The following is an 18067-nucleotide window of genomic DNA, read 5'->3' on the forward strand; positions in this document are numbered from 1 at the left end:
ACTACGATTCGTCGATATAGTCGGCCGCCGAGGAACACAGACGGGATGTCAGCGGTCCGGCCGTCACCGCCCCTGTGCGCGGTCGGCGTTTCTGCACGCGGTCGCCGTCACCTCGACGCTGTCGACGCCGCCGTCGCGTTCGTCTCCACCGAGACGCCGTCGAGGTAGTCGCCGTCCGGTCCGACCCACGTCCCCTCGCGGCCGCACTCCGTCTGCAGCCGACAGACGCGCGTCTCGGGCGGCCACTGCGCCCGAATCTCGTCGTCGTCACGGTCGACCGTCAGTTCCTGTCGGTACGTCACCGACTCGCCTGCGGGACCGGCGAAGGTGACGACGAGGTCGACCTCGCTCGCGTTCGGCGGGAGCGGAACGTCGGGTCCGTCGGCGTCGCCGCCTGCGCGGTCGAGGTTCGTCACCCGCGCGCCGTCGGGCGTCACGGTCCACTCGACGGCGACGGTGCCGCCGTCGTCGAACTCGTCGACCGAGTAGCGGGCGTACCCCCGTTCGGTCTCGACGCGGACGCTGACGCTCGTACTCCCGGCGGGGACGCCAACGGTCGTCTCGGCGTCGACGCGGTCGCCTCCCAGCAGTTCGAGTCGCTGCAGTTCGGGGTCGACCGGTTCGACCGCGCCGGCCCACGCGCCGCGGTAGGTGAACCGATACACCGACCGGTTATCGACGGCTTCGAGCGTTTCGAAATCCCTGTCGGGGCCGCTATCGAGCGTGTACACCACGTTGCCGTCGAAGCCGGGGTCGTTCCGGAGAGACTGGAACGGGTGGTTCTGCCAGTCGCCGTAGGGGCCGGGAACAAAGACGAGCGCGCGGTCAAACTCGGTCCGCTCGAACGGTTCGTACACCGCCGCCAGCGAGTCTGTCCGCTGGCGGTTCTCCGCGTAGGGATCGGCGACGACCGACGCCTCCGCGGCGGCGACGACCGGCGCGGAGACGAGCAACAGACCGACGAGAACGAGGCGAGCGGTCCGGCGATTTCGGCGGACGGCGACCGTTCGGGACACCGCGTCGGCGACGGCGACGATTCCTCCGGCGGCTAAGACGCCGAACGGAACGAGGAGGTCGAAGTAGTAGAACGGGCCGAGCAACTCGAAGAGACCGTTCGCGAGGCCGTTGTGTATCCCCCAGAAGTACGCGTTGCCGACGACGACAGAGACGGCGACGCCGAGCAGGAGCGCTCGCACACCGTGAGCAGAGAGGTCGGTCGGGTCCGGTGCGACGGGAGCGCCAGCGCGCCGCCAGTGGACGACGGCGACACCGACGCCGGCGGCGGCGAGGAGCGTCCCCGCGCTCCCGGCGGCGACCCACTCGGTGAACAGCAGCGAGAGCGCCTCGACGGTGACGACAGCCGCCAGTTCCGGGGTGTAGTCGACGACGTAGCCCTGAATCTCTCGCTCGCCGAAGCCGAGGCCGTCGCGGGGGGCGAACGCCTCGTAGGGGAACAACAGCGGGTCGCCGGTGACGGCGGCGTTGTAGCCGAGCGTCAGCGCGACGAACGCAAGACCGGGGACGGCGACGGCAGTCGTCCGAACTAGCGTCTCGCGGAAGCGGTCGGTGCCGAGAGCGCGAAAGAGAACGGCGAGCGAGTGGACGATGAACGGTGCGGCGAACTGCACCGCCGTGAACTGCCGGGCGAAGAAGGCCGCGCCGACGGCGACGCCCGCGACGAACGCCCAGCGGCGACTCCTCGCCCTCACCGCCCGGACGTAGGCGACGGCGAAACAGAGATTCAGAAACGTCGTCGGCGCGTAAGCGAGATAGACGGAGGAAGAGAAGAGAAACAGCGGCGACGCGAGGACGAACGCGCCGGCGAGCAGGCCGACGCGCTCGTCGAACGCCGCGCGACCGACAAGCGCGACGAGTGCGACGATTCCGGCGGCGACGACGACGAGCGCGGCGGCGTACCCGCCGGTGAGCGTGCGCGAGAGCGCGAAGACGGCGGGGACCATCGGCGTGTACTTTCCGTACATGCGGAGCGACTCGCCGCCGACGTCGACGACGAAGAACCACGGTCTGACCACCTCCGCGAGCGCCCCTGGTCGGAGAAACAACTGCCCGTCGAGCAGCATCGCCGCCTGCATGAGGTAGACGCCCTCGTCGTCGTTGACCGAGTGGTAGGCGAACAGGTCGGTCGCCAGCCAGCCGACGACGACGGCGGCGAGAGCAGAGAGGCCGAGGACGCCGAGTACGAACGCCCGACTGCGGGCGGACGACGCGAGGGCGGCGAGAGAGGGTGCGTTCGCGGGGCGGCGGTCCGGCGGCGACATCAGCGGTCGACGACGGTCTCGGCCCCTTCGGGGAACCACGAGAGGTCGTGCGTCGCCGCCAGCGAGAGGGCGACGCGCTCGCCCCGTTCGAGGTGAACGTCGTGGTTGTGCATGCAGCTCACCGACTCGCCGGAGTCGAGTTCGATCTCGTATAGCGCCGTCGGACCGAGGTAGCGTCGGGAGGCGACGACGCCGACGCCGTCGCCGTCGGAGTCCGGAGTCGCTTCGAGGTCGTCCGGGCGGACCAGAAGTTCTATCGCCGAGCCCTCGTACTCCGGCGCGAGGCCGTGAATCCGCTCGCGTGGGATGTCGCCGACGGCAGTGGAGACGACGTCCCGACCGACCGTGCCGCCCAGGAAACTCGCGTGGCCGAGGAAGCTCGCGACGAACCGCGACTCGGGGTGCTGGAACACCTGCTCGGGACGACCGACCTGTTCGATGCGTCCGGCGTTGACGACGGCGACGCGGTCCGACATCGACATCGCTTCCTCCTGGTCGTGGGTGACCGAGACGGCGGTTACGCCCGCCTCCTTGAGGATGCGACGCACCTCCTCTCGCATCCGGACGCGGAGGTCGACGTCGAGGTTCGAGAACGGTTCGTCGAGCAGTAACACCGCCGGCTCGGGCGCGAGCGAGCGCGCCAGTGCGACGCGTTGCTGCTGCCCTCCGGAGAGTTCGTCGGGATACGAGTCGCGCTGAGCGTCGAGACCGACGAGGTCCAGCAGTTCGCTCACGCGCGCCTCGCGTTCGGCCTCGTCCCACTCCTTCAGCCCGAAGGCGACGTTCTCGCCCGCAGTGAGGTGCGGAAACAGCGCGAACTCCTGGAAGACGACGCCGACGCCGCGCCGCTCGGGCGCGCGGAACGACCCGTTTCCGGAGACGACGTCGCCGTCGAGGCGAATCTCGCCCGCGTCCGGCCGTTCCAGTCCGGCAACGAGCCTGAGCGTCGTCGTCTTCCCGCAACCCGAGGGACCGAGCAGCGTCAGTATCTCGCCTTCTTCGACGGAGAGCGAGAGGTTCCGGATGACCGTCTCGTCGCCGAAGCGCTTGGAGACGCCGTCGAGTTCCAGCACCGATTCGTCCGAGCGAGTCGACTCCGCCGTCGAGCGCACCGTCGTCTCGTTGACCATCGTGTTATCGACCATCGTCTATCACCAGTGTCGAACCGCAGTCGTTCGTGCCATCGTTGTTCGAATCATCGTTCTTCGAATCGGTGTCGCCGTTTTCCGTGTGTTCGTTCAGTCCATCACTTGACATCGTACCCCTCCTGCGAGACGATGACGAGCATCGAGAGCCCGGAGACGGCGAGAAGGATGAGCGCCGGCACCGCGGCGCGGCCGAAGTAACCCTGACTGTACGCCGACCAGACGCGCGTGACGAGCGTCTCGAACCCCGTCGGCGCGAGAAACAGCGTCGCCGGGAGCTCCTTCATCGTCGTGAGAAAGACGAGCGCCATCCCGCCAAGCAGCCCCGGTGCGACGAGCGGGAGCGTGACACTCCGAAACGCGCCGCTCGGGGTTCGCCCGAGCGTCCGCGCCGCCTCTGGCAGTTTGGGGTCGACCCGGAGGAACGACGCCCGGAGCGACCCGACCGCCTGCGGGAGAAAGCGGACAACGTAGGCGAACACCAGCAGGTAGAGCGTCTGGTAGACGGGGCGCGCGTAGGAGGTACCTAGATAGACGAGCGCCAGTCCGATGACCACGCCGGGAACGGCGTAGCCGACGTACGTCGCGCGCTCGGCGAGCGTCGCCACCGTCCCGCGGTGATGAGCGGCGACGTAGGCGACGGGGAGCGCGAACACCGCGGCGACGGCGGCGGTGGCGGCTGCGACACCGACGGAGTTGAGAACGTACGAGACGTCGAACGCCAGCGTCTCGCTGCCCACGTTGCTCGCTCCGCGGACGAACCACGTTCCGAGAATCGCCAGCGGGACGACGAGCGCCAACCCGGCGACCGAGCCACAGAACCCGAGCGCCGGGAGTTTCCACCGACCGAGTCGAACCCGGTCTGTCGCTCTGCCGCCGCCGTATACCTGTTCGTCGCCGCGGATGCGCGACTCGGCGGCCAGAATCAGAAGCGTCACCGCGACCAGTTGCAGCGACAGCAGCGCGGCGAAGTCGCGGCCGAAGGAGTTGAACTCGACGAAGATGACCCGCGTGAACGCGTCGAAGCGCATGATGGCGGGCGTCCCGAAGTCCGAGAGCGTGTACAGTGCCACGAACAGCGACCCGGCGGCCACCGCCGGGCGAATCTGCGGCACCGTCACGCGGCGGAACGCCTCCCACCGGGAGTGGCGGAGCGTCCGCGCCGCCTCGACGAGCGTCGTGTCCATCGACTTTAGCGCCGCCCGCGTCGTGATGTAGACGTACGGGTAGGTGTACAGCGTGAGCACGAGCGTCGCCCCGACGAAGCCGTACAGTCGCGGCAGCGACTCGACGCCGAGCGGCGCGAGTAAGCGCTGGAGCGCCCCCCGCGGCCCGAACGCCGTGACGAACGCGAACGCGCCGATGTAGCTCGGGATGACCAGCGGCAGCGACACCGCGACGGTCCAGAACTGACGCAGCGGGAGGTCGGTCCGGACGGTCAGGTACGCCAGCGGGACGCCGACGAGAATCGACGCCGCGGTGACAGCGACAACCAGCGCGGCGCTGTTGGCGAACACTTCGAGCGTCTCTGGGCGCGTCGAGAGCGCCACCGCCTCCGCTACCCCCACGTCGAAGGCGAGTCGGACTAGCCAGACCAGCGGGAGGAGGACGAGAGCGGCTACCGTCGCCGACGCGAGCGACAGACCGAGCGGCGGCGGCGACCCGCCAAATGGCGAACTCGAGTCGTCGGCGTCGCTGGCGGCGTCGTCTGTTCCGGGAGCGTGTTCGGCGTCCATCTGTGAGTTCGGTGTGCGGCGACGAGTCGGCGGAAGCGTCCGGTCTCAGAGCACGCCGACGTCGCGCATGAGGTCGACGGTGCCTTCGAGGTCGGCCAGTTGTGTCAGGTCTACCCCCTCAGGCGGGTTCAACTCGTCGATACGTGGGAGGTCGCCGACGGGGTCGACGCCGGAGACGAGCGGGTACTCGAACGTCTCGCGGGCGAAGTAGTCCTGCGCCTCCGCCGACAGCAGGTGGCGGACGAAGTTCGCCGCGAGTTCCCGGTTGTCGGTAGTGTCGAGCGTACAGGCCCCGGCGACGTTGAAGATGCTCCCGGCGTCGCCGTTCGTGAACGCCGTCGTAAGCGGCGCCTCGCCGCGGCCCGCGAGGACGCGCTGGATGTAGTAGTGGTTCGCGAAGCCGACCGATATCTCGCCGTCGGCGATGGCCTGACAGACGAGGAACTCGTCGGTGTACTCCTGGACGCCGAGGTCCAGCATCCCCTGCAACCACTCGCGAGTGCGCTGGTCGCCCTTCAGTACGCGCATCGCGGTGACGAACGCCTGGAACGAGCCGTAGGTGGGTGCCCAGCCGACCTGGTCGGCGAACCGCTCGGCGTCGGGGAAGGCGTAGATATCTCCGGGAATGTCCGACGCGGACCACTGGTCGGTGTTGTACGGAACCGTCCGGGCACGGCCGGAGGTGCCAGTCCACTGACCGTCGGGGTCACGGAACTCCTCGCGGACGAGTTCGAGCACCTCGTCGGGGAGCGCGACCGTTCGGCCTTCTTCGGCGAGCGTGCCGAGCGACCCGGCGTTGACCGAGTAGAACACGTCCGCGGGGCTCCCGTCGCCCTCGGTGAGAATCTGGTTGACGAGGTCCGACGAGCCCGCGTAGCGAACCTGCACGGAGAAATCGTCGTAGAGGTCGTCGATGAACTGGACGAGTTCGCCGACGAGCGCCTCGCCGCGGCCGGAGTAGACGGTGAGTTCACCGGAGAGATCGGGCATCTCCGTCATCGAGGTGCCGCCCTCGATGGACCGCTCGCCGAACGGCGACCGGCCCGACCCGATCTGGCCGATGGCCTGCGATCCGTTCTCGCTGTCACCGCCACTGCTCTCGCCGTCGAGTAGACCGTTACAGCCTGCGAGGGCTGCGATACCGGCCGTAACGCCCGTCGCGACGAGGCGACGACGGGTGGGCCGTCCGAAGTCGTTTCGCTCCATGTGTTTTTAGGTATGCCTAAAATCATATAGAGCTACCGATTCGGACGCTCAGTCGTCACTCGGTATCGGTCGTTCTGCGGTCCGAGGCGCGTTGAGGGCGTCGAGTGCGTTCAGGCAGTCGAGCCACTCGCGCATCCGCTCGCCGACGAAGGTGAAGAACGCACCGTTGTTGTATTCGTCCCAGTCGCCGTCGGCGAGTTCGTCCGCGATGGAACCGAAGACGCCTGCGTACGTCTCACAGCCGTCGCCTACCTCGTCGACGATTTCCCAGAGGTATTCGTTCAGTTCGAGACCCGGAACCTCGTTGTTGAGGTCGTCGAACGTCGGGCGCGGGGCTTTGTTGTGTTCGCAGAGGGGTCGGCCGTTCACCACGTCCTTGTCGAGCACGTCGGCGGCGCGCTTGAGGAACACGCCCGACCAGATGTCGTCGAATCGGCCGACGTCCCACTCGTTGTCGTCCATCGGGAGTTGGTAGAACGCCGGGATTATCTCGCGGCGGAAGGCGAGATTCATCGAGCAGACAGTGAGATACTGGCCCCGGTCGGCGACGAACTCGTCGTCGAAGTCCTCGGCGGCGGTTCGGGTCTGCGCCTGTCCACGGAGGTCGCCGTCCATCAGGATGCGCACTGCGTCGAGGTCCGGGACGTTCGTCCACAGCCCCTGGGAGGCGACCACGTCGTCGACGTGGCGGGTGTCGGTCTCGACCGTCTCGTCCATCGCCGCGTACGGGTAACCGCGGGGGTAGAGTCCGTGTTCGTCGAAGTTCTGGTAGAGGACGTTCACCCACCGCTCGTCGGAGCGGACGCACTCTATCTCGCCTTCGTACGCCAGATTTTCGAAATGGCGACCGAAGAAGTCCGCTTCGGGATGCGGGAGCGTGTCGTCGTCGATGAAGAAGCCGTACTCGAACTCGTTGGCCCACAGATAGAGGAGACCGAAGGAGGTCTGGGCGTGACTGGCGGCCGGAATCAGGTGGGCGTACTCGGAGAGACCACGCGCCTCGAACCACGCCTCCCGCCGACTCCCGTCGAACACCTCGCCGGAGACGCCCTCCTCGTCGAGCATCGTGCGCATCGCCGCCGTGTCGCAGAAATCCTCGGTGACGAGCACGACGTGCAGTCGGTCGAGGTCGAACCCGTGTTCGCGGGCGTTCTCGAAGTACGCCCGCATGCACTCGTACGCTCGTATCGTCGGGACGATGACGCAGGTGTCGGCTGCCATGGTCGTTGCCAGCACGTTTTTAGGATAACCTAAAAAGACTGCCGGTTTTTAGGACAGCCTAAATCATCGGCGACCCGACGGTCGACCGCGCCGCCGACGGTCTCAGTCCAACTCGCGGGCGAGCACGCCGCGCAACTCGCGGATCTCGTCGACCGAGTAGTCGAGCGAGTCGTCGCCGGCGGTGAGCGAGAGCGTCCCGTCGTCGGTGGCGTCGCCGAGTTCGACGACAGGCGCGACGCCGTCGAACGCTTCCCACACGGCCTCTGGGTCCGTGGTCTCGACGACGGCGCGGCCGGGCGTCTCGTCGAACAGCGCGAGCGCGCCGTCGAGGGCGACGTCCGCACCCGCGTCCGTGGTGACCATCTCCGCCAGCGAGACGGCGAGGCCGCCGTGGCTCACGTCGTGGACCGCGAGCGTCGCGTCGTCGTTGGCGACGGCGGCGAGCACCGAGACGACCTCGCCCGGATTCTCGGGCAGTTCGGGGAAACGGTCGGTGCCACCTGCGTACGCGAGGTACTCCGACCCGCCGAGCGCCGCGCCCGCCTCGCCGACGAGGAGCAGCGTTCCCTCTCCCGCGAACGCCGCGGACGGCGCGTCGTAGCCGTCCTTCGTGCCGACGACGGCGAGCGTCGGCGTCGGCGGAATCGGTCCCGTGACTGAGTCGTTGTACAGCGAGACGTTACCGCCGACGACCGGCGTCGAGAGTTCGCGGCACATGTCGGCGAGACCGTCGACGATCCCTTTGAAACCGCCGTAAACCTCGGGTTTCTCGGGGTTGCCACCGTTGAGACAGTCGACCGCCGCCAGTGGCGTCGCGCCCTTCGCGGCGAGGTTGGTGACGTTTTCGAGCGCGATAGCCCGCGCGCCGTCGTAGGGGGCGGCGCTCGTCCACTTCGGGTTCGCGCCCGAGGAGAACGCTAACCCAGTCTCTGCTTCTCGTATCGCCATCACCGCGGCGTCGTCTCCGGGTTTAACCGCCGTCCTGAGTCCGACTTCGTGATCGTACTGCCGGTAGACCCAGCGCTTGCTCGCCGTCGTGGGATTGCCGACGACCGCCTCGAACACTTCGGTGAGGTCCGCGTCGGAAAGGTCGCGCTCGGGTTGGTTGGGCGCGACCGAGTCGAGGTCGTTCATCGGCGCGCCGTCAGCGAGGTACTCCGCAGGCACGTCGACGGCGACTTCCCCACCGAAGGTGCAGACGTAGTTGCCCTCGGCCACTTCGCCGATGACCGAACAGCCGAGGTCGTACTTTTCGGCGATTCTCTCGACGCCGGCGACGTCCTCGGGGCGGACTTCGTAGCACATCCGCTCCTGGGACTCTGCGAGCAGAATCTCCATCGCGTTCATGTTCGGTTCGCGCTGGTGGACGGCGTCGAGGTCGATGCGCGCGCCGAAGCCGCCCTTGGCGACGAGTTCGGAAGAGGCGCCGCCGAGACCCGCCGCGCCGAGGTCACGCGCCGACTGGACGAGGCCGGCGTCGACGAGTTCCTCGTTGGCTTCGATGAGCAGTTTTTCAGTATATGGGTCGCCGACCTGCACGGCGGGTCGGTCCTCGGTTTCGGCGTCCTCGGCGAGGTCCTCGCTGGCGAACGACGCGCCGCCGAGGCCGTCGCGGCCGGTGCCGTTGCCGACGAGGACGAGTTTGTTTCCGGCCTTTTGGGCCTCTGCGGTGACGAGGCGGTCGGCGGAGAGGAGGCCGACGCATGCGACGTTCACGAGCGGGTTCCCCTCGTAGTCGGGGTGGAAGTCGACGCTGCCCGTGACGGTGGGCACGCCGATGGCGTTACCGTAGTCGGCGATGCCCTCGACGACGCCCTCGAACAGGTAACGGGAGTGCTCGTCGTCAAACTCGCCGAAGTACAGCGAGTCGGCGAGTGCAATGGGGTACGCGCCCATCGAGAGCGTGTCGCGGACGATGCCGCCGACGCCCGTCGCCGCGCCGTCGTAGGGGTCGACGTAGGAGGGGTGGTTGTGGCTCTCGATGCCGAGCGTGACGTACGTGTCGTCGGAGATAGCGACGACCGCTGCGTCGTCACCGGGGCCGACTACCACGTCCTCGCCTTCACTGTCGAATGCCGACAGCAACGGTCGAGACGAACGGTACGCGCAGTGTTCGCTCCAGAGGTTTTCGAACAGCGCCGCCTCGGCCGTCGTGGGTTCGCGACCGAGTTCGGCGACGACGAGTTCGCGGTCGGCGTCGGAGAGACTCATTCACTTCCCTGTTCAGAAAGCGTCGGTAAATCCCTTTTCATGTGCACGTACGTGTGTATCACTCGGGGAGAACGGGGGGCGAAACCAGTGTCGACTCTCACCGCGAGCGTGAGATTCCGGTAGTTCTATCATTACACGTGGTCACATCGGCGACTAATGGACGAATCTCGCCTTTGGGGAGGAATCGGCATCCTCATCGCGCTTGGAGGCATCGCCATCGTACTGTTCTATCCGGACTCGGAGTTCCTCAGCCAGCTCGCCGGAGGGCACGTCACCGAACTGACGTTCCTCTACGGCGTCGGGGTTATCCTCGCCGTGCTGTTCACCGCGCTCGTCATCGGCCCGAGCATGCTCCGCAGCAGGTGACGTAGTCGGGACCGGCGAGTTTTTTTAGATACCCTTCCAAAGGCTGTTCGTGTTATCGGTCGAACTGCACGCGCACTCCGCGCTGTCGTACGACGGCCGCGACCCCGTAGAGTTACTGCTCGAACAAGCCGCGGCCGTCGGTCTCGACGCGCTGGCAATTACCGACCACGACGAACTCGACGCCAGCATCGAGGCCGCCGAACGCGCCGCCGACTACGGACTCGTCGGTATCGTCGGCATGGAGGTGACGAGTTCCGCGGGACACGTTCTGGCGTTCGACATCGACGAACCAATTCCCGCCGGCCTCTCCTACGAGGAGACGCTCGACCGAATCCGGGAGCAGGACGGTCTCGCCGTCGTCCCCCACCCGTTCCAGAAATCCCGCCACGGCGTCGCCCCGCACATCTCGCGCGAACAACTGGCGAGCGCCGACGCCGTTGAGGTGTACAACTCCCGGCTCCTGACCGGCCTCGCCAACCGGAAAGCCGAGAAGTTCGCGCTCGCGAACGATCTCCCGATGACCGCCGGCAGCGACGCCCACATCAGCGAGATGGTCGGGCAAGCCGTGACCGAAGTCGGGACGAACGAGCGACGCGCCGATGCCATCCTCGACGCCATCGCCGAGGGGCGGACGGGCGTCGTCGGCACCCGGACGCCGTGGCACATTAGCTTCCGACAGGCCGCCGGCGGCGCGAAACGGCGCATGAAACACACGGTGGCCGACTTTCTGTGATTCGCGGTAGCTCGCCCGAACGCGTCGTCGACGCGCTCGACGAGGGCGACCCGCTTCCGGGGACCGGCGGATTCGCGGGTCGTCTCGACGCCAACGCCGTCGACCCCGGAGACGGCGGTAACGGCTCACTTCTCGTCCGCGACGTGCTCGGCCGACAGCCCCTTTTCTTCTCGGCAATCGACCCGGCGACGTGGAGTTTCGACCCAACCGACCTCGACGACCCGAAGGTGCTTCCGGCGGGCCATGTTCGGCGACTTACGCCGACCGACGCGTCCGCGAGTTCGGCCGAGCTCGACGTGGACAAAAACGAGAGTAAGCGAGCGTGGACGCTCCCCGAACCGCCGATTGCCGACGACGCGGCCGCGCTCGACGCCGTGCGAGATGCAGTGCTGGGTAGCGTTCGCACCATCGATACGTCGAACACCGCCGTCGCTTTCTCCGGCGGCGTCGACTCCGCACTCGTCGCGGCGGGGATCTCCGACGCGCCCTGCTACGTCGCCGGATTCGAGGGATCGCACGACGTCGCGGCCGCCCGCGACGCCGCTGAGGCGATGGACCGCGACCTGCGGGTCGTCGAGTTCACCCACGACGATCTCACGCGCGCGGTCCCCGAAATCGTCCGCGCGACGGGACGAACGAACGCGATGGACGTGCAAATCGCGCTGCCGCTGTATCTCGCGGCCGAACGCGTCGCCGCCGACGGCTACGAGCGACTGGCCGTCGGCCAGGGCGCGGACGAACTGTTCGGCGGCTACGCGAAGGTGGCGAACGCGCCCGACGACCACCGCGTCAACGCGGAGACGGTCCGCGGTGCGACGCGGGAAGTCGTCGCGACGCTCCCCGAGCAGCTCGAACGCGACGTGCTGACGCTCCGGGCCGCCGGCGTCGAACCGGTCGCGCCGCTGCTGCACGACGACGTGGTCGCGGCGGCGCTCGGCCTGCCGGGACATCTCCTGACCGACGGCGAGGAGCGCAAAATCGCGCTTCGGCGCGCCGCCGAGGGCGTCATCCCCGACGACATCGCCGCCGCCGACAAGAAGGCCGTCCAGTACGGCAGTCTGGCGGCGCGCGAACTCGACCGGTTGGCTCGCCGAGCAGGGTTCAAACGGCGGATGGACGACCACGTCGGACAGTACGTCTGCTCGTTGGTGGACAGTCGGTACTCCTGGGCGGACAGTCGATAGCCAACGAGAACGAAAGGCCGCGTCACGCGTCGCCCCGAGACCGGTTACGAGGTGGCGGGCGAGAACGATGCGTCGAGCAGTGCCGAGTTGGCGCGAAGCGACACCGTCGACCGGTTCACGTCGTAGTCGACGACGCCTGCGGCGTCGAGCTTCGGGAGGTGGTAGTGGCGTAGTCGGGCGGCGTGCGTCTTCCGCGGTCCGCCGACGTGAGCGACGAGTTGCGCCGTGACCGTCGAGACGGGGAGCTCTACACCGCTTGTGTCGACGAGGACGGCGAGCGTCGCTCGCATCGGGGCGGTCGAGAACAGGTGGAACTCCGACTCGGCGAGCGTCTCGACGAGAGTTAACAGGTCGGTCGCGTTCTCGTCGTCGATGCGGGGACCGGGAACGACGGTCCGTCGGACGGGGTCGTACTCCGCGAATCCGCCGTCCGAAAGCATCGGAAGGTGGACGTGGTGCAGTGTGATCGCCAGCGAGTCGGTGTCGGCTTCCGTCTCGCCGTCGGCACCGTTCGGCCCTCCTGTGAGGTCGTCATCGGCGGCGAGGAGGGACGTGAGCTCCGAGAGCGAGATCGACGCTCGACGCTCCGAAAGCAGCGCGACGATCCGACGGCGGCACGGGTTCGAGAGGACAGCCAGCGCTCGCGAAAGTTCACTCGCGTCGCCGGTCCCGGTGGGGGGCTGCTGGTCGGTCATTAAGTGATTCCACTTTTGCGTTGGTTCCTATCAGTATGAAGCCTAACCTGTTAGTGTATATTCGGTGTTACGAAGCAGTTCACGTTCAATATTTTCGTGAATTTGAGAGCTTCGTGATCGAATGGTAGTCGTCGTCAGGAACTGTCCGTCCCGCGAGGACGTAACCGTCGGGCGGTGTCGGATGGCGAGCAGGCGGCGCGAGCGCTCGAACGGGTGAACGCTGCGCAACCGCCTCGGCACCCGCTCGGTGACTGGTCAACGCCCGCGGAGGAGTGGTCCCGTTCTCGCTGATAAACTCTCGTGACGAGCGACACCGGATGAACTCGACTCGTTTCAACGTTCTCAGCGCCGGTTCGTCGCGCACTCGATGGCGTCCAGTCCGAGTTCGACTACGTCGAGGTCGAGGTCGCTCGTGTGGAGGTCGTCGGGTCCGTACCAGTCCCACGCGTCGGCGCCTTCTTCGCCGTCGTCAGGGTCGATGGCGCGACTCTCGACCGTCGCGTAGTAGATGTGGTCGATGTGTTGGTGACCGACCTCGCCGTCGTGAACGTCGATATCTTCGAGCAGCAGATGCCGCGGGCGAGGAATCGTTCGCGCCGTCTCGGAGGCGACGTCGCGCTGGTCGATGAGGAGCGTCGGTGCGAGACCCGTCTCCTCGCGTGCCTCCCGGAGAGCGGCTTCGTGGGGGAGTTCGTCCCTGTCGACGTGGCCGCCAGGTGGGAGCCGCAGGCCGAGACGCTTGTGCTCGTGAAGCGCCGTCGCTCCGTCGTTGACGATGTACACTGTCGCCGTGAAGTGCCGCGTCGTCTCCATGTCTCTTCGTCGATTCGGTCGCGTTTCACCGTTTTGACTTCTCGATAGACGGTGCGAGGGCGATGGTTCCGACGGTAGAGACGGGTCTACTGCTCTCAGGGCGGCGGCGACCGAAATCCAGTCGGAGTCTCGAACGGGCTCTGTCGAAGACTGAAGCCGACTACGGCAGGTGGACCTGCTCTTCGGCTTCGAGCAGTTCGTGGTAGCGGTTGCGGATGGTGACTTCGCTGATGTTGGCGACGTCCGAGACCTCGCTCTGGGTCACCTTCTCGTTGGTGAGCAGTGAGGCGGCGTAGACGGCGGCGGCGGCGAGTCCAACCGGCGATTTACCGGAGTGGACGCCCTGTTCTTTGGCGTTCTTCAGCAGTTGGCGAGCGCGGCGCTCGGCCTCGTCGGAGAGGTCGAGCGCCGAGGCGAACCGCGGGACGTAGCTCTCGGGGTCGGCGGGCTGGATTTCGAGCTTCAGTTCGCGGACGACGTAGCGGTACGTCCGCGCGATTTCGTCCTTCTCGACGCGGGAGACGCTCGCAATCTCGTCGAGGCTGCGCGGCGTCCCCGCCTGTCGGGCGGCGGCGTAGAGGCTGGCCGTGGCGACGCCCTCGATGGAGCGGCCAGGAAGCAGGTCCTCGTTGAGCGCGCGGCGGTAGATGACCGAGGCGGTTTCGCGGACGTTCTCGGGAAGCCCGAGCGCCGACGCCATGCGGTCGATCTCGCCGAGCGCCTGCTTGAGGTTGCGCTCTTTCGAGTCGCGAGTGCGGAACCGCTCGTTCCATGTGCGGAGCCGTTGCATCTTCTCTCGCTGTCGCGAGGACAGTGAGTTGCCGTAGGCGTCTTTGTTCTGCCAGCCGATGTTCGTCGACAACCCCTTGTCGTGCATCATGTTCGTCGTCGGCGCGCCGACGCGGGACTTCTGGTCTTTCTCCTTGGAGTCGAACGCGCGCCACTCGGGACCGCGGTCGATACCGTCCTCCTCGACGACGAGACCGCAGTCTCGACAGACCGTCTCGCCGTGCTCGGTGTCGCTCGCCAACTGTCCGCCGCACTCCGGGCAGCGCAGCGTTTCGTCGGTCTCTTGTTCACTCTCTTCTTCGTCTCTCTGTCGGGTGCGCTCGCCCGTGTACCGTCGGACACTATCAGTCATTGTTGGGGTGGGGTGGGGTGGTGGAGAGACGCCTCTCTCGTAGACTGTTCTCCAGTTCGGGATTCGGAAGCGAGTAACTTAAGTCTGGTGGCGAAATTCAGCGGCGAGACGCCTCGAAAACTGCGTTCCGTCGGAGGGACCGACGCAGTTGGTGCCTCCTCGCCGAGTCGTCCGCATCGGTAGGGTTTCGTGATGGCAGGAGATATTTGCCGCTTTCGGTGCGAACCCTTCGAAGTCGGCGTCTCGCGGCGCATCGAAACCCTTACTCCCGGTCCCCGACACCGACGAGACATGAGCGACACGTCCGTCGACGCCGACGAAGTGCGTCACGTCGCGACACTCGCGCGAGTCGACCTCGACGACGAGGAATTCGAGGAGTTCGCCGGGCAGTTCGCCGACATCCTCACCTACTTCGACGCGCTCGACGAGGTACCCGAAGTCGACGCGGAGACGGAACTGGTGAACGTGATGCGTCCCGACGAGGTTCGCGAGAGCCTCGCGCAGGAGGAGGCGCTCGCGAACGCCGCCGAGACCGAAGACGGCTTCTTCAAAGGACCGAAGGTGTCGTAGATGGCCACCGACCTCAACATCTTCGTTACCGAGGAGTCGGTCGCCGACGCCGACGCCGACGGCCCGCTGAGCGGGAAAACCGTCGCCGTCAAGGACAACATCAGCACCGAGGGGCTGCGCACGACCTGCGGCTCCGCGATGCTCAACGACTACGTCCCGCCGTACGACGCGACGGTCGTGGAGTGCCTGAAGGACGCCGGCGCGACCATCGTCGGCAAGGCGAACATGGACGAGTTCGGGATGGGGTCGACCACCGAGACGTCGGCGTTCGGTCCGACGAGAAACCCCGTCGACCCCGAACGCGCTCCCGGCGGCTCCTCGGGTGGATCGGCGGCTGCGGTCGCGGCGGGTGAAGCCGACCTCGCGCTCGGCACCGACACCGGTGGGTCGGTCCGCAACCCCGCAGCGTTCTGCGGCGTCGTCGGCATCAAACCCACCTACGGGCTGGTCTCGCGGTACGGGCTCGTCGCCTACGCGAACTCGCTGGAGCAGATCGGTCCCTTTGCCGAGACCGTCGAAGAGGCGGCGGAACTGCTCGACGTGATTTCGGGACCGGACGCCAAGGACGCGACGACCCGGGACGAGGCCATCGATTCGGATTACGCCGGCGCCGCCGACGGCGACGTCGACGGTCTCACAGTCGGCGTCCCCACCGAACTGGTCGAGGGCGCGGACGAACGCGTCGTCGAGACGTTCGAGGGCGCGCTCGCAGAGTTAGAGGCGCAGGGCGCGGAGACGACCGAAGTGAGCCTCGAATCGGTCGGCCACGCGGTGCAGGCGTACTACGTCATCGCGATGTCGGAAGCCTCCTCGAACCTCGCGCGGTTCGACGGGGTTCGGTACGGTCAGTCGGGCGGCTACGAGGGCAACTGGAACGAGTCGTTCGCCCGCGCCCGCGAGGAAGGCTTCGGCTCCGAGGTCAAGCGCCGCATCCTCCTCGGCACCTACGCCCTGTCGGCGGGCTACCACGACAAGTACTACAAGAAAGCCCAGGACGCCCGCGCGTGGGTGGCACAAGACTTCGACGCGGCCTTCGAGAAGGTGGACGTGCTCGCGTCGCCGACGATGCCGATTCTCCCGCCGAAACTGGGTGAGAGCCTCGACGACCCGCTCCAACTCTACCTCACCGACGCCAACACGGTGCCGGTGAACCTCGCGAACCTCCCCGCCATCTCGGTCCCGGCGGGCGAGTCGGAGGGGCTGCCGGTCGGACTCCAACTCATCGGCCCGAAGTTCGGCGAAGAGACGATCATCCGGGCGGCCAGTGCCGTCGAAGAGTAAATTCGGCATTTTTAGTCCGGATTTTCCGAGGCGAACGCCCGAGCGGAGCGAGGGCCGACGGCGAAAAAGGTGGGTGTTCAGCGGTCGCGCTCGGCGTACTTCGCCTCGAACTCCTCGCGACTCTTCGAGAGGTAGAGCGCGCCCTCAACGATGCCGACGAGGCCGGGAAGTCCGGTCCAGAAGAATAGGAGGTAGAGGATACCCACCTTCGTCCGGCCGAGGTAGAACTTGTGCGCGCCGAACGACCCGAGCAGGATGGCGAGCAGCGCGGCGACCAGTCGCTTGTCGTCGACGGCCGAGGGCGGCGGGCGCTGACGTACGCCGCAGTGCGGACAGAGTTCGGCCGCTGCGTCTATCTGTTCGCCGCAGTTGTGACAGTAGACGGTCTCGGTCTTCGTCGTATCGGTATCACTCGCCATGTAGCGGTGGTCGTCGAGCGACGACAAAAACGTCGGGGTAGTCGACACCTCTGCCGACGGACACTTATTGGTCGGAGTCGTATCGTAGCGTATGAGAGAACGAATCGGGAGGGTGGGGACGATTCTGCTCGTCGCGCTCTTCGCGTTCCTCTTCGTCGAAGACCTCTACATCTGGTTCGTATCCGGGACTGTGCCGGGTGTGGAGTTCTTCGCCGGCACTCTCGTGGTGGTCGCCATCTGGTACGTCGCCATCCGTATCGCGCGGAGTAACCAGCCACCGATGCGTTGAGCGTTATACGGACGACTGGGTTCGATATTTACTCTCGAAAGCGGTAGTTTTTCGGTATTTCGCCGACCACCACCCGCAACAATGTACATCGTCATCGTCGGGGCGGGCAACATCGGCGGGCCACTCATCGAGATCGCGACGATGGGCGGTAACGAGGTCGTCGTCGTCGAGCGAAACGAGCGGAAGGCCGAGCACGCCGCCACCGAGTACGACTGCCTCGTGCTCAACGACGACGCGACAATCAAGGAGACGCTCCTGGATGCCGGTGCCAACCACGCGGACGCGCTCATCTCGACGACCGACGAGGACGCGACCAACATCATGGTCAGTCTGCTCGGCAAGGAACTCGAAGTTCCCCACATCGTCTCGGTTGTCCACAATCCCGAGCACATGAGCATCTTCCGACGCATCGGCGTCAACACGATGGAGAACCCCCAGCGCCTCATCGCCGAGTACCTCTACCGGGCGGTCAAGCGCCCGACTATCGTCGACTACATGCGCATCGGCGAAGATGCGGAAGTGTTCGAAATTCGCGTCGGCGAAGACGCTCCTATCAACGGTATGGCGGTTCAGGAGGCGGCGAGCGCCGGCTATCTCGATGCTGATATGCTGCTAGTCGCTATCGAACGCAACGGCGAGATTAACCCCATCACACCGCGCGGGGACACCGAGATACACGCCGGTGACTTGCTCACCGTCTACTCCGGAAAGGGTGCGACACCCGACGTGACCGACGTGTTCGGCCACTTCGAAGACCACGACGGGGACGACGCGTAAG

General features: G+C 66.6%; 17 protein-coding genes. 7 read left to right on the forward strand and 10 right to left on the reverse strand.

What is annotated here, in order from left to right; translation table 11 throughout:
* Window positions 1-107: 107 nt before the first annotated feature.
* From LAQ58_RS09535 to purL, 6 genes are all read right to left on the reverse strand, one after another.
* Complete coding sequence (locus LAQ58_RS09535; RefSeq protein ID WP_224447213.1) at window positions 108-2279, reverse strand: ArnT family glycosyltransferase; 2172 nt, start codon at window positions 2277-2279, stop codon at window positions 108-110.
* The gene (locus LAQ58_RS09540) at window positions 2279-3424 is read right to left on the reverse strand and encodes an ABC transporter ATP-binding protein (RefSeq protein ID WP_425490644.1); all 1146 of its coding nucleotides are present in this window, start codon (window positions 3422-3424) and stop codon (window positions 2279-2281) included. The genes LAQ58_RS09535 and LAQ58_RS09540 overlap by 1 nt, the downstream gene beginning before the upstream one ends.
* Window positions 3425-3525: 101 nt before the next feature.
* A complete protein-coding gene (locus tag LAQ58_RS09545; RefSeq protein ID WP_224447214.1) occupies window positions 3526-5160 on the reverse strand; it encodes an ABC transporter permease in 1635 nt (544 codons plus the stop codon).
* Between the two features lie 45 nt (window positions 5161-5205).
* Complete coding sequence (locus tag LAQ58_RS09550) at window positions 5206-6366, reverse strand: iron ABC transporter substrate-binding protein (RefSeq protein WP_224447215.1); 1161 nt, start codon at window positions 6364-6366, stop codon at window positions 5206-5208.
* Between the two features lie 48 nt (window positions 6367-6414).
* Entirely contained in the window at window positions 6415-7587 is a 1173-nt protein-coding gene (locus tag LAQ58_RS09555; protein ID WP_224447216.1) for an alpha-1 4-glucan-protein synthase, read from the reverse strand.
* 102 nt (window positions 7588-7689) lie between these two features.
* Window positions 7690-9798: a phosphoribosylformylglycinamidine synthase subunit PurL gene (purL, locus tag LAQ58_RS09560; RefSeq protein ID WP_224447217.1), complete on the reverse strand. Its 2109-nt coding sequence runs from the start codon at window positions 9796-9798 to the stop codon at window positions 7690-7692.
* A 156-nt stretch (window positions 9799-9954) separates the two neighbouring features.
* Between purL and LAQ58_RS09565 the strand changes: the two genes are divergently transcribed.
* Genes LAQ58_RS09565 through LAQ58_RS09575 form a run of 3 tightly spaced genes read left to right on the forward strand, consistent with a single transcriptional unit; the run spans window position 9955 to window position 12081 of the window.
* Entirely contained in the window at window positions 9955-10164 is a 210-nt protein-coding gene (locus LAQ58_RS09565) for a hypothetical protein (protein WP_224447218.1), read from the forward strand.
* A gap of 49 nt (window positions 10165-10213) precedes the next feature.
* Window positions 10214-10897 carry a PHP domain-containing protein gene (locus LAQ58_RS09570; protein ID WP_224447219.1) on the forward strand — a complete coding sequence of 228 codons (684 nt, stop codon included), beginning with the start codon at window positions 10214-10216 and terminating at the stop codon, window positions 10895-10897.
* The gene (locus tag LAQ58_RS09575) at window positions 10897-12081 is read left to right on the forward strand and encodes an asparagine synthase C-terminal domain-containing protein (RefSeq protein ID WP_224450148.1); all 1185 of its coding nucleotides are present in this window, start codon (window positions 10897-10899) and stop codon (window positions 12079-12081) included. Before LAQ58_RS09570 ends, LAQ58_RS09575 begins: the two co-directional genes overlap by 1 nt.
* A 44-nt stretch (window positions 12082-12125) precedes the next feature.
* Here the strand turns inward: LAQ58_RS09575 and LAQ58_RS09580 are convergent, their stop codons facing one another.
* From LAQ58_RS09580 to LAQ58_RS09590, 3 genes are all read right to left on the reverse strand, one after another.
* A complete protein-coding gene (locus tag LAQ58_RS09580) occupies window positions 12126-12776 on the reverse strand; it encodes a DUF7344 domain-containing protein (protein WP_224447220.1) in 651 nt (216 codons plus the stop codon).
* A gap of 342 nt (window positions 12777-13118) precedes the next feature.
* Window positions 13119-13589 (reverse strand): NUDIX hydrolase, encoded by a 471-nt coding sequence (locus tag LAQ58_RS09585; RefSeq protein ID WP_224447221.1) that lies wholly within the window; start codon window positions 13587-13589, stop codon window positions 13119-13121.
* Window positions 13590-13749: 160 nt separating this feature from the next.
* Window positions 13750-14730: a transcription initiation factor IIB gene (locus LAQ58_RS09590; RefSeq protein WP_224447222.1), complete on the reverse strand. Its 981-nt coding sequence runs from the start codon at window positions 14728-14730 to the stop codon at window positions 13750-13752.
* A gap of 291 nt (window positions 14731-15021) precedes the next feature.
* Here LAQ58_RS09590 and gatC point away from each other — a divergent pair, with 291 nt between their 5' ends.
* Together gatC and gatA are read left to right on the forward strand one after the other, a co-directional pair.
* Window positions 15022-15300, forward strand: coding sequence for an Asp-tRNA(Asn)/Glu-tRNA(Gln) amidotransferase subunit GatC (gatC, locus tag LAQ58_RS09595; RefSeq protein WP_224447223.1), 279 nt, complete (start codon window positions 15022-15024; stop codon window positions 15298-15300).
* Entirely contained in the window at window positions 15301-16581 is a 1281-nt protein-coding gene (gatA, locus tag LAQ58_RS09600) for an Asp-tRNA(Asn)/Glu-tRNA(Gln) amidotransferase subunit GatA (protein ID WP_224447224.1), read from the forward strand.
* A 77-nt stretch (window positions 16582-16658) separates the two neighbouring features.
* On the opposite strand, the gene LAQ58_RS09605 is transcribed toward gatA, so the two are convergent.
* Complete coding sequence (locus tag LAQ58_RS09605) at window positions 16659-17000, reverse strand: TM2 domain-containing protein (RefSeq protein ID WP_224447225.1); 342 nt, start codon at window positions 16998-17000, stop codon at window positions 16659-16661.
* A 91-nt stretch (window positions 17001-17091) separates the two neighbouring features.
* Between LAQ58_RS09605 and LAQ58_RS09610 the strand changes: the two genes are divergently transcribed.
* Both LAQ58_RS09610 and LAQ58_RS09615 read left to right on the forward strand, forming a co-directional pair.
* Window positions 17092-17289: a hypothetical protein gene (locus LAQ58_RS09610; protein WP_224447226.1), complete on the forward strand. Its 198-nt coding sequence runs from the start codon at window positions 17092-17094 to the stop codon at window positions 17287-17289.
* An 81-nt stretch (window positions 17290-17370) separates the two neighbouring features.
* Window positions 17371-18066: a potassium channel family protein gene (locus LAQ58_RS09615; RefSeq protein ID WP_224447227.1), complete on the forward strand. Its 696-nt coding sequence runs from the start codon at window positions 17371-17373 to the stop codon at window positions 18064-18066.
* Window position 18067: the final 1 nt, after the last annotated feature.

Origin of the sequence: Haloprofundus salilacus (assembly GCF_020150815.1) — an archaeon.
Taxonomy (GTDB): Archaea; Halobacteriota; Halobacteria; order Halobacteriales; family Haloferacaceae; genus Haloprofundus; species Haloprofundus salilacus.